At 33.9% G+C, this 12,422-nt stretch carries 8 protein-coding genes; 6 read left to right on the top strand and 2 right to left on the bottom strand.

The features are described 5' to 3' along the window. Window positions 1–187: 187 nt before the first annotated feature. From D6T69_RS02540 to D6T69_RS02520, 5 genes are all read left to right on the top strand, one after another. A complete protein-coding gene (locus tag D6T69_RS02540) occupies window positions 188–1,417 on the top strand; it encodes an RNA methylase (protein WP_125066308.1) in 1,230 nt (409 codons plus the stop codon). A gap of 429 nt (window positions 1,418–1,846) precedes the next feature. Further along, window positions 1,847–2,146 (top strand): GIY-YIG nuclease family protein, encoded by a 300-nt coding sequence (locus tag D6T69_RS02535; RefSeq protein WP_125066307.1) that lies wholly within the window; start codon window positions 1,847–1,849, stop codon window positions 2,144–2,146. Between the two features lie 582 nt (window positions 2,147–2,728). Further along, on the top strand, window positions 2,729–4,450 hold the full coding sequence (locus tag D6T69_RS02530) for an AIPR family protein (RefSeq protein ID WP_164506676.1): 1,722 nt from the start codon (window positions 2,729–2,731) through the stop codon (window positions 4,448–4,450). 81 nt (window positions 4,451–4,531) lie between these two features. Next, a complete protein-coding gene (mfd, locus tag D6T69_RS02525) occupies window positions 4,532–7,912 on the top strand; it encodes a transcription-repair coupling factor (RefSeq protein WP_125066305.1) in 3,381 nt (1,126 codons plus the stop codon). A gap of 425 nt (window positions 7,913–8,337) precedes the next feature. Further along, window positions 8,338–9,198: a DMT family transporter gene (locus D6T69_RS02520; RefSeq protein ID WP_125066304.1), complete on the top strand. Its 861-nt coding sequence runs from the start codon at window positions 8,338–8,340 to the stop codon at window positions 9,196–9,198. On the opposite strand, the gene D6T69_RS02515 is transcribed toward D6T69_RS02520, so the two are convergent. Continuing rightward, window positions 9,195–10,280, bottom strand: coding sequence for a flagellar basal body-associated FliL family protein (locus D6T69_RS02515; RefSeq protein WP_125066303.1), 1,086 nt, complete (start codon window positions 10,278–10,280; stop codon window positions 9,195–9,197). The genes D6T69_RS02520 and D6T69_RS02515 overlap by 4 nt on opposite strands. A gap of 12 nt (window positions 10,281–10,292) precedes the next feature. Then, a complete protein-coding gene (dprA, locus tag D6T69_RS02510) occupies window positions 10,293–11,390 on the bottom strand; it encodes a DNA-processing protein DprA (protein WP_125066302.1) in 1,098 nt (365 codons plus the stop codon). Window positions 11,391–11,485: 95 nt separating this feature from the next. On the opposite strand from dprA, the gene D6T69_RS02505 reads away from it, so the two are divergent. Beyond that, on the top strand, window positions 11,486–12,379 hold the full coding sequence (locus tag D6T69_RS02505; RefSeq protein WP_125066301.1) for an HU domain-containing protein: 894 nt from the start codon (window positions 11,486–11,488) through the stop codon (window positions 12,377–12,379). Window positions 12,380–12,422: the final 43 nt, after the last annotated feature.

Below are 12,422 nucleotides of genomic sequence, written 5' to 3'. Positions count from 1 at the left end.
AATCTCATCCAAGGTAGTCAGAAACATTCATGAAAGTTCCTGATACACCACTATAAGACTAATTCACTCCCCACCTACATCATAATAACATATGAGCAGGTATAACTGATTAAAATAAAGGAATAAAAGCGTAAAAATAATTTTCAAAATACCTTATTTTTATCAACATAAGCTATAAAATCAGACTATGAACAACGAGAAGAATTCTGAAACTTGGAAAAAACTCTACCAAAACTCACAAGAACTTACCAAACCAACCTCAGTAGATAATATACTTTCTGATGATGATGTGATCTTTTTAAAACAAGAATTAAAAAACATCATCAATCGATTTTTAGACAAAGGAGAATTGCACAAAGGCATTAAAGTATACATAAACCACGAACTGCAAAACGGAATAGCAGAAGAAATGGTAGCCAATAGACCAAAAGAAGAGGAAACTATTGAACAATGGTGTGTGAAGCTTTTCAGAGATCAAAAATTCGGAGTTGTTTTCAATAGTTTAGAAAGCTTTAGCAATGAGTTTACCGAGAGAATGTGTCACATTGTAGCTCCCTTACTTCAAAAAGCAGGAATGCCTTTAGGCGGACTCTCTTTTTTATTTTTTATGGGAAACTATGGTTTTACTCCTTTCGGAATTCATAAAGAAGCCAAAGGAGAAGAAGGTTTCTTGTTTCATTTAGGCCCCAACCATAAAGATTTTTACACTTGGGATATTGAAGAATACAACCAAATAGAACACAATACGCAAGTTTTCCACGAAGTAGATGCAATGTTACCAACATCTACAACATATCCGTTAAAAGCAAAATCGGCCATGTTTATTCCGCATCATGTATACCATATTGCAAAAACCGATGAGTTTTCGTTGAGTGTGGTAATGGATTATATAAATCCGTCGAGAGATTATTTAGAAAAAACAATTGCCACACAAATAGCCTCAAAAGAGCTACAAAAAAATCCGAATGTAGGGTATTTACCACCAGTAGATGTAACCACCGAAGAATTGGATTGGAATAGCTTATTAAACCGTAAAACGTGGGAACAGCAATACAAAAAAACACTTTCAAAATATATTACTAGGCTAAAAAGTAACGCAGGAGTTTTACAACCTTCAATAGTTGAGAACAAAGAAAGTTTACCCAACCCGCCATTTCAAATTAAGGGAAAAACGATTTTTCCGTTGTTAATACATACAGAAAACACAGAGAAAACCTGTATAATGGCAAGAGGAAATGAAGTTGTTGTTAGTAATAACTCACAACTAAGTACAATTATAGAAAAGCTAAACACAGGAGAAACCATAAGTTTTGATGAACTACAAAACCACCTCACTCCTACTTGGGAATTGATGGATGTATTTGATTTTGTAAGTCAGTTAGCACGAGTTGGAGCGATTGTTATTCATAAGGGATAACCTTACTGTCATTTCGAGCGATAGCGAGAAATCTCTCTCAAGGGAGTCGGTCACATTCTTGAAAGTACCCAACACAGGATTGTAAGATTTCTCAGTCGTCCCTCCTTCGAAATGACAGTAGGGTTTTTAATTGTCTTGTCATTTCGAGCGATAGCGAGAAATCTTTCTAATTTGAGTCACGAACATGCTGTTGAAGCACCTAACAGACAACCATAAGATTTAGCTTCGCTGAACCTTACGATTTCTCACTTCCGTTACACTTTAGTTCAAAATGACATTTGAGTTGTCATTCCGAACGAAGAGAGGAATCTTTTTATGGGAGTTAGAAATATCATTGAAAGTTTCCTATATGTGATTGTAAGATTTCTCACTTTCGTTACACTTCAGTTCGAAATGACGTGTAGAATTTTTCATATATTTAAAAGAAAAATGCTAAACAAATACGTTGTATACATCATTACAAACAAGAATAAAACCACGCTATATATTGGTGTTACCAACGATCTTCAAAAACGATTATCGCAACATTATTTTGATAGTGAACATGCTAAAAAATCCTTTGCAGGAAAGTACAACTGCTATTATTTAGTTTACTATGAAAATTTCGAGAGCGTAAAAGAAGCAATTCAACGAGAAAAAGAATTAAAAAAATGGCGCAGAGAAAAGAAAGAAAACTTGATTAATAGTTTTAATCCTGAGTGGCATTTTTTGAATAATGAAGTGTTTTAATTAATACTGTCATTCCAATTCTTTCTGTCATTTCGAAGGAGCGATTTTATGAGCGACAGAGAAATCTCATTCATGGGAGTCAGAAGCATCCTTGAAAGTCACTAACACACAACTAAAAAATTTCTCAGTCGTTCCTCCTTCGAAATGACGTTGTAGTTGTTGCTTTATTCTTGGTGTCCTGTCATTTCGAGCGATAGCGAGAAATCTGTTTAATTTGAGTTGAAAAATATCCTTTAAAATACCTAACACACGATTAAAAGATTTCTCAGTCGTCTCTCCTTCGAAATGACGTAATGAGTTGTCATTCCGAACGAAGAGAGGAATCTCATTCATGGGAGTTACAAATACTCTCTAAAGCTACAAACACCCTTACAAACTCACACACAAATAAATACCCCTTGCCTCTCTCCTCTTTTTTTACTATGTTTAACACGCTAAAAAAGTAAAAAGTAGTACTACCCCTTATCTCAACTATTTTTTTATTTAAAAAGTAACAACAAACACTTCTTTATGGGTTACCGTAAAGAATAGTATTTGTATATGTTTAATTTTAAAAAAAGTTACATATCTAAGCTTAAAAATATGGCAGATAATAATCAAATAGTACTTCAAACATTAATTGAACAGAACAGAAAGGAATTGTACCCAGAGTTATCAGCAGATGATTATTTTCACTTATTTGTTACAGAACAAGTTATGAAAGATTCGGAACTCTCTTATGATGAAATCGAAGAAGGTATTGTAGATAACGGAGGTGATGGGGGAATCGATTCAATTTATACATTTGTTAATCAGGAGCTTGTGCAAAGAGATAGTGAGTTGATTGATGGAAAGAGAAACTCAGTAATTGATGTTTATATTTTACAATCAAAAAACGTACATAGTTTTGGAGAAACACCAATAGAAAAATGCAATTCTTCAGCCATAGATATATTTGATTTAAATAAATCTATAAATTCACTGAGAAGAGTGTACAATTCAGATTTACTTGCTAATGTAGAAGTTTTTAGAAAACAGTACCTTCACTTAGCTTCAAAATTTCCTGTTTTAAGATTTCACTATTTTTACATAACAAAAGGTTCCGAAATACATCCAAATGTAGAAAGAAAAGTAGAAATTTTGGTAAACTCAATAAAAACACACTTTGATAAGGCAGAAGTATTATTTGACTTTGTTACAGCAAAAAAACTTATAGACTTATCAAGAAAAGAACAATTAAGAAGTAAAGATGTAGTTTTAAATGATAACCCTATTTCAACTCAAGATGGAGGGTACATTGCAATTGTGCCGATAAAAAATTATCATGACTTTATAACAGATGATAATACTAATCTAATAAGATATTTTTTTGACGCTAATATTAGAGATTATCAAGTTAATGTTGATGTTAATAAAGAAATTAGAAAAACATTAATTAATCAAAATGAAAATGAAGATTTTTGGTGGTTGAATAATGGAGTTACAATTACAGCAATCGATGCAACTTTTGCAAGTAAAAAACTACATATAGAAGACCCTCAGATAGTTAATGGACTTCAAACTTCTTTTGAAATACATAAGTATTTTTCTGAGAATAAAATAGAGAGTGAGAAAAGGAATGTGCTTTTAAGAGTTATTAAAGTGCAAGATGAAAAAAGTAGGCTGAATGTAATAAAAGCAACAAATAGTCAAACTAATATACCTCCAGCATCTTTAAGAGCTACTGATCCTATCCATAGAGATATTGAAGATTTTTTATTCTCAAAAGGTTATTATTATGATCGAAGAAAAAATTATCATAAAAATCAAGGAAAACCAGTAAATAAAATTATTAGTATACCATACTTGGCACAAATAATAACTGGAATTTATAATCAAAAACCTGATTATGCAAGAGCAAGACCTTCTACATTAATCAAAAACAATAGTGATTACCAAAATATATTTAAGGATAGTTTGTCTTTAGAGATGTACCATAAAGGAATTCTTATTCAAAAGAAGGTTGAAGTTCTTTTGAAAGAGTATGATACTCCAAAACTTTCAAGACCTCAAATTGGAGACATAAAATTTCATGTTGCAATGTATGTTACTTCTATCTTATGTGATAAAATAAAACCAACATCTGGAGATATAGGGAAAATAGACATTAGCAAAATGACAGATGAAATAGTTAATAATGCAATCCAAAACACGTATATAGTTTATGATGCCATGGGAGGAACAAATTCGGTAGCTAAAGGGAACGAGTTTGTGAAAGAAGTATTAGAGCAAGTTCAAAATGAACTAAAAGATAAGAAGGAGGTTTTATCAAATCTTAATAAATAAAATATTATAACAAAATTATCAGATAAACACACTTTATTAAACTGAAATAATCCTCGTACATTTGCGTAAAATTTTTGTACGTTGAGCAAGCAAGCAATTGTAAATCACTATCAACAATCTGAGAATGTAAAACAGATTGTAAATCAGCTTCAACAAGATCCACACCATTTTCAAATCACGAATTTGGTCGGTTCTTCGTTGTCTTTTGTCATTTCCGAAACTTTTAAACAAGCCGATAAACCTTACTTGTTAATTTTTAACGACAAGGAAGAAGCTGCTTATTATCTAAACGATTTAGAGCAGTTATTAAGCGATAAAAACGTGTTGTTTTATCCGGGTTCGTATCGCAGACCCTATCAAATTGAAGAAACCGACAATGCCAATGTACTGCTACGTTCAGAGGTGTTAAACCGTATCAATTCTCGTAAAAAACCTGCGATTATTGTTACCTACCCTACTGCCTTGTTCGAAAAAGTAGTCACCAAAAAAGAGCTGGAAAAAAACACGCTAAAAGTGGTGGTGGGCGAGCAAGTATCGCTCGATTTTGTCAACGAAGTACTGTTCGAGTACCATTTTAAACGTGTCGATTTTGTAACCGAACCAGGAGAGTTTTCGGTACGTGGTGGAATTATCGATGTGTTTTCGTTTTCTCACGACGAACCCTATCGTATAGAGTTTTTTGGCGATGAGGTAGACAGCATCCGAACGTTTGATGTAGAAACGCAACTTTCTAAAGAAAAACTGAAGAAAGTAAGCATTATGCCGAATGTAGAAAATAAAACATTGCAGGAGTCACGAGAAAGCTTTTTAAAATACATATCGGCTAAAACGGCTGTTTTTGTGAAAAATGTAGACTTATTAAGCGATTCGCTGGATAAATTCTACCGAAAAGCAGAACTATCGTTTAACGAATTATCTACTGAAATCAACCATGCAAAACCCGAAGAATTGTTTTGTAACGGAGAGCTCATTCGTAATCAACTACAAGATTTTACAACAGTTGACATCGGTAAAAACCGTCATTCCGAACGTGGTGAGGAATCTTATGAAGGCGTTCCAAGTATCAACTTCGATACCCACCCACAACCGTCTTTCAACAAAAAATTCGACCTATTAATTCAGAATTTCAACGAATTTTCGGCCAAAGGATTTACCAATTATATTTTATGTTCTAACGAACAGCAAGCACAACGTTTCCACGATATTTTTGATGACCACGAAGAAGCTAGTACTGAGCGTAGTCGAAGTAAAGTTTCCTATGAAACCATCGTGTTTCCGTTGTACCAAGGATTTGTAGATATTGATAGTAAAATAGTTTGTTATACCGATCATCAAATCTTTGAACGTTATTACAAATTCCGACTCAAAAACGGATACGCAAAAAAACAATCGATTACGCTACAAGAGCTTACCAAGTTAGATGTGGGTGATTATGTAACACATATCGACCATGGTATTGGAAAGTTTGGAGGACTTCAAAAAATAGATGTAGAAGGCAAAAAGCAAGAAGCTATCAAGTTAATTTACGGCGATCGCGATATTTTGTACGTAAGTATTCACTCACTACACAAAATTTCCAAGTTTAACGGAAAAGACGGTAAACCGCCTAAAGTATATAAACTAGGGTCGAATGCTTGGAAAAAAGTCAAGCAAAAAACCAAAGCCCGCGTAAAACATATTGCGTTTAACTTAATTCAGTTATACGCAAAACGAAAACTACAAAAAGGATTTGCTTTCGGACCCGACACACATATGCAACATGAGCTGGAAGCCAGTTTCTTATACGAAGATACACCCGATCAGTTCTCTTCTACTCAAGAGGTAAAAGCCGATATGGAAAAAGAACAACCGATGGATCGTTTGGTATGTGGTGATGTTGGTTTTGGAAAAACAGAAATTGCCATTAGAGCGGCTTTTAAAGCGGTAGATAATGGAAAACAGGTTGCGGTGCTCGTACCAACCACGGTTTTAGCATTTCAGCACTTTAAAACCTTTTCTAAGCGATTAAAAGACTTTCCGGTTACGATTGACTACCTAAACCGTTTTAGAACCACAAAACAACGCAAAGGCGTGTTAGAAGGAGTTGCTGATGGAAGTGTAGATATTGTAATTGGAACGCACCAGTTAACCAATAAAGCAGTTCAGTTTAAAGATTTGGGATTATTGGTTATTGATGAGGAACAAAAATTCGGGGTAGCAGCAAAAGACAAACTAAAAACCATTAAAGAAAATGTAGATACATTGACTTTAACGGCAACACCGATACCACGTACTTTACAGTTCAGTTTGATGGCGGCGCGTGATTTATCGGTGATTAAAACACCACCACCCAACCGTCACCCCATAGAAACCAACGTGATTCGCTTTAGCGAAGAAACCATTCGCGATGCGATTTCGTACGAAATTTCACGTGGTGGACAGGTGTTTTTTATCCATAACCGTATTGAAAACATCAAAGAAGTAGCAGGATTGTTACAACGTTTGGTGCCAAGTGCTAAAATTGGTATTGGACACGGACAAATGGAAGGAAAAAAGTTAGAAGAACTCATGCTTGGTTTTATGAACAATGAGTTTGATGTATTGGTGTCTACCACCATTATTGAAAGTGGATTGGACGTACCGAATGCGAATACTATTTTCATCAACAATGCGAATAACTTCGGATTGTCGGATTTACACCAAATGCGTGGTCGTGTAGGGCGTTCGAACAAAAAAGCCTTCTGTTATTTTATCACGCCACCGTATCATCATATGACCGACGATGCGCGTAAACGAATTCAGGCATTAGAACTGTTTTCTGATTTAGGAAGCGGATTGAACATTGCCATGAAAGACTTGGAAATTCGTGGTGCTGGAGATTTATTAGGTGGAGAACAAAGTGGATTTATCAATGATATTGGTTTTGATACCTATCAGAAAATCCTACATGAGGCCATTGAAGAACTGAAAGAAAATGAGTTTAAAGACTTATATCCTACGGATGAAAATGCGCCAAAAGAGTATGTAAAAGAGGTGCAAATTGATACCGATTTTGAAATTCTTTTCCCAGACGACTATGTAAACTCAGTAACGGAGCGTTTGAGTTTATACAACAAATTAGGAACCTTAACTACGGAAGAGGAATTGCAAACTTTTGAGACCGAAATTATCGATCGTTTTGGAGAATATCCAACGCAAGTTGCCGATTTATTAGACAGTGTTCGTATCAAATGGTTAGCGAAAGAACTAGGTTTAGAAAAAGTGATTTTAAAGCAAAAACGTATGTTGGGTTATTTTGTATCCGATCAGCAAAGTGCTTTTTACCAAACAGAAGCTTTTACCAAAATGTTGAGGTATGTACAGCAAAATCCGAAGAGCTGTGTAATGAAAGAAAAGAAAACCAAAAACGGATTACGTTTACTCATCACCTTTATTAAAATTGATAGTGTACACAAGGCGTTAGAAACCTTACAGAAAGTATAAAACGTCATTGCGAGCGAGGAACGAGCGAAGTAATCTGTTTATTAAGAACTCACGACTTAGAGATTGCTTCACTTTAGTCTGTCTTGAGCGACAGTCGAAAGATTCGTAATGACAAAACAAAGAAGTTGTCTGTTCGAGTGGTTTTCACGATTAGAATGAGTGAAAATTGTATCGAGAACCAGCTTATATGCATCTCGATACAAATTTCTTTCCTCTATCGAAAAAAGAAATTCACTCGATGTGACAATGTAAGCTCATAACCAGAAGATTGCTTCATTTTCCACTTCGACTCCGCTCAGTGTCCATTCGCAATGACGGGAATAAACAAAACGTCATTTCGAGCGGTAGCGAGAAATCTCACTCAATGAAGTAACTCATTTTCTTAAGATTTCTCCCTCTGGTTGAAATGACATACTTTTACGCTCATGCAAAACAACCACATACAACATGTTTCCGGATTACTTTTAGCAACCTTATTCATTAGTACTTCAGGAGTATTAGGAAAGTATATTGCAATGCCTTCGGAAGTTATTGTATGGTTTCGTTCGGCATTTGCTATGGTGATTTTGTATGTCTTTTGCCGATTCAAAAAGATTGATTTAACCATACAATCAAGAAGGCACTTGTTCCCTTTTTTAATGGGGGGAATTTTTATGGGTGCACATTGGATTACGTATTTCTATGCGTTAAAACTGTCTAATGTAGCTATCGGAATGTTGTCGTTATATACCTTTCCGGTCATGATTGCCTTTTTAGAACCCCTGTTTTTAAAAATTAAATTCAACCCGATTCATATTGTGTTAGGGTTGATTGTGTTGCTAGGTTTATACATTTTAGCTCCTGATTTTGACATTCAAAACACACAGGTGCAAGGTGTGTTGTTTGGCTTGCTTTCTGCATTATGTTATTCCATCAGAATTTTGATTTTAAAGCAGTACGTACAACAATACAACGGAGTAATGCTCATGTTTTATCAAGTGGTAATAATTACCATAACCTTAGCCCCTGTCTTATTTTTTATGGATGTTTCAGGATTTCAAGAGCAGCTCCCCTATTTACTGTTATTGGCTTTGTTAACAACGGCTATCGGACATAGTTTAATGGTACATTCACTACAGTTTTTTTCGGCATCAACCGCAAGTATAATTAGTAGTATTCAACCTATTTTCGGAATTTTGTTAGCGTTTATTTTCTTAAACGAAATTCCTACGTGGAACACGTTTATTGGTGGAAGCTTAATTTTAGCAACTGTGATTATTGAAAGTATTCGAAGTAGAAAAGGCTAGTGTAATCTTTGCTGTTGTTGAATAATGGTTTTCATACTCACATCTTCGTAATTTCTACGAACAAAAGTTAGTGCACTGTCTAAAACCTCTCCCATACCATCACTATCTCTAAAATTAATATCTCCTGTAAATTCAAAAATTTCAGATTTTAATTGTTCGATATTTTTGGGTGTAGAAATATTATCTGATTTCATAGCTGAAAGCAAACGATTCAATCGAGAACGTGAACCTAAAATTCTTTTAGCAACAATTGATCGCTCTTCTATTTGATATTGCTCAATTGATTCTGAAGTAAGCTTATCTCCAACTAGTTGAACTAGCTTTAAATTTTCTTTAAAAAACTGCGGATAATAAACTTTAAACTTCCCTTCGTAACATTGTTGGTCAAAATCTATCGGACGAATTTTATATACCACATTTTCAAAATCGTGTGTGGGCACTACTACGTAGTTATACGAACGCATATCGCCTAACAAACGAATCATACAACGCTCGTTAAATTTAACAAACTCTTTAGCCAGTTGTGCTTTTTCAATGTCTAAACAATCATCTAAATAATCATTGATAAAAACATCTCCTGGAATTCCTGATATATGCTCTTCTATCAACGTGTCTTCATATACCAAAAAGTTTAGGTTGTAAGGAGATAAAATATCCTCTAACTCTAGTCCGTAAATACGAGAAGCATCGGTTTTTTTTACGTAAAAATAGGTGTAGTTATCATTTAAAATATTTCGAATTTTTATACGAAAAGGTTTAGAGTTACCAAACGTACAAAAATCGATAGCATCAACATTTAAATGCTTAATACTGGCATCAGAACCGTTAGAGTGTAAAATATTATATACTTTTTTTAGGTATAAATCAATTTCAGCCCGCTCAAACTCATTATAAAAAACACGTATCCATAAGGTATCATTATCGTGTTTATCATACACAGCAACCGAACCTTGAAAACGCAACAAATCATCATAAAAAATAGGGATTTTTATAGTTCTGTTATGTCTTTTTAAGTAGTTTCCTAGTTTTTTGGTAACAGGAAAAGCTGGTTTTTTTTGTGATATGAGTTTATATTCTGACATGCTTCAAAGGTACTAAACTTCAAACATTTTTCCGGGTAAAGGTTTTATAACCCCTTTTAATTCCATTTGAACCAAAACAGAGGATAGTTGATAAGTAGGAAGATTACAATCTAACGCAATAACATCTAACAATTGTTTACCATTTTGCTCTAAGTAATCGTGTATTTTTTGTTCGGTTTCATTCAAATCAACAAATAACTTTTCTTGCTTAGGTATGGCAGTTTTCTGTAAATCCCAATTAAGCATTTTTACAATATCTTCAGCAGAGGTTAATAAATGTGCTTGATTGTTTTTAATGAGGTTGTTACAACCTTTGCTATATATATCGGTTGCTCTACCCGGTAGCGCAAACACATCACGATTGTACGAATTGGCAATATCAGCAGTAACTAACGACCCTCCTTTTTTAGCAGATTCAATAATAATGGTTGCTTTAGATAGCCCAGCTACAATACGATTTCGTTTTAAAAAATTTTCTCTCATAGGTTGCTCATGGTGCCAAAACTCGGTAATAAAACCACCATTCTCATTTACTTGATGAATATATTTTTTATGTGTTTTTGGGTATATTTCATCCAATCCGTGTGCTAAGACAGCAATAGTTTGCAGGTTGTTTTTTATTGCAGCTTTGTGTGCGCAAATATCTACTCCATAAGCAAAACCACTTACAATTATAGGATTGTATTCTTTTAAGTCTTTAATAAGTTGATTGCAGAAATCGCGTCCGTACGAACTCATTTTCCGAGTTCCTACAATCGAAATAATTTTATCATTGTTTAAGTTGAGGTTGCCGTCTTTAAAAAGTAAGATTGGAGCATCAATACAATGTTTTAGCTGTTGCGGATAATTGTCATCTAAAAAATAAGAAAAAGTAGTGTTGTTTTGTTGAATATAATACAGCTCCTCCTCTGCTCTTTTCAGGTTACTTTCATCAAAAAGATATTGAGTTACATGAGTTCCTATTCCGTTAATTTTATGGAGTACATTTTTCTTCTCTAAAAATACTTGTTCAACACTTCCTACAGAGGTAATTAGCCTTTTTGCCAAAATATCACCTATGTTTTTAGTTGCTTGTAAACGTAAAATAGCAAGTAATTTTTCTGTATTCATGATAGCAATAATTTGAGTATCAATATACAAAAAACTGTTAATAAAAATTACAAGAATACTTGAAAGTAATGCACTAAAAAGCTATATTTGTTATTATGACATTAGCCAACTACATTAACGATTTATTATATAGATACGATTGCGTAATTGTTCCTAATTTTGGAGGATTTGTAACCAATAAAATTGGTGCTAGAGTAAATACAACTACTCACACTTTTTATCCGCCAAAAAAACAACTAACGTTTAATGCATATTTACAGCATAATGACGGTTTATTGGCAAACTATATAGCTTCAAGTAAAAATATTTCTTTTGAAGAAGCTATTGCTTTTATTGCAGAGGAAGTTGCACAATGGAATGAAAAGTTAGCAACAACAACTGTTACTGTTGCTTCTGTAGGAAGCTTGTCATTAAACGAAGCAAAACAAATTATTTTTGAACCAAATCCATCAAGTAACTTTTTAAAAGAATCTTTTGGATTAGCTGAGGTTTCAACACCTTCTGTAGAAAGAGTCAAAGAAGTAGCAATTAAGTCATTACCTGCCACTACTAAAGAAAGCAGAAAAACAATTCCGTTGTATTTAAAAAGAACTGCAGCTGCAGCGGTTTTTGTAGGAATTGCTTATGTGGGTTGGAATGGTGTTCAAAATCAACAACAAGTATTAGCAAACCAAGAAGAAGCTGTTGAGAAGAAGATTCAATCAGCAACTTTTGTAATTGAAAATCCGTTACCTACTATTAACTTAAATGTTAGTAAAGAAGATAGAAACTTTCATATCATTGCAGGAGCTTTTCAAGAAGAGCACAATGCTGAAAACAAATTAGCAGAGTTACAAGATAAAGGGTATGATGCTTCTATTGTTGGAAAGAATGGCTTAGGTTTAACTCAAGTAGCTTTTGCAAGTTATGTAACTAAAGAAGAAGCTAGAAAAGCCTTAGAAATTATTAAAGAATCTGTTAGCGAAGACGCTTGGTTATTGGCTAAATAAACTGCATTTATTTTAGGTAGATTTTTTTGTTGCTGTATCTTTG

It is taken from the genome of Tenacibaculum singaporense, assembly GCF_003867015.1.
Taxonomy (GTDB): Bacteria; Bacteroidota; Bacteroidia; order Flavobacteriales; family Flavobacteriaceae; genus Polaribacter; species Polaribacter singaporensis.
The sequence above is the reverse complement of the archived record's forward strand: the minus strand, read 5'-3'. Positions and strand labels throughout refer to the sequence as shown.

What these genes read in the sequence shown, in the direction of transcription:
- D6T69_RS02505 (WP_125066301.1), top strand. Translation starts at nt 11,486, where the DNA reads ATGACATTAGCCAACTACATTAACGATTTATTATATAGATACGATTGC.
- D6T69_RS02530 (WP_164506676.1), top strand. Translation starts at nt 2,729, where the DNA reads ATGGCAGATAATAATCAAATAGTACTTCAAACATTAATTGAACAGAAC.
- D6T69_RS02515 (WP_125066303.1), bottom strand. Translation starts at nt 10,280, where the DNA reads ATGTCAGAATATAAACTCATATCACAAAAAAAACCAGCTTTTCCTGTT.
- dprA (WP_125066302.1), bottom strand. Translation starts at nt 11,390, where the DNA reads ATGAATACAGAAAAATTACTTGCTATTTTACGTTTACAAGCAACTAAA.
- D6T69_RS02540 (WP_125066308.1), top strand. Translation starts at nt 188, where the DNA reads ATGAACAACGAGAAGAATTCTGAAACTTGGAAAAAACTCTACCAAAAC.
- D6T69_RS02535 (WP_125066307.1), top strand. Translation starts at nt 1,847, where the DNA reads ATGCTAAACAAATACGTTGTATACATCATTACAAACAAGAATAAAACC.
- D6T69_RS02520 (WP_125066304.1), top strand. Translation starts at nt 8,338, where the DNA reads ATGCAAAACAACCACATACAACATGTTTCCGGATTACTTTTAGCAACC.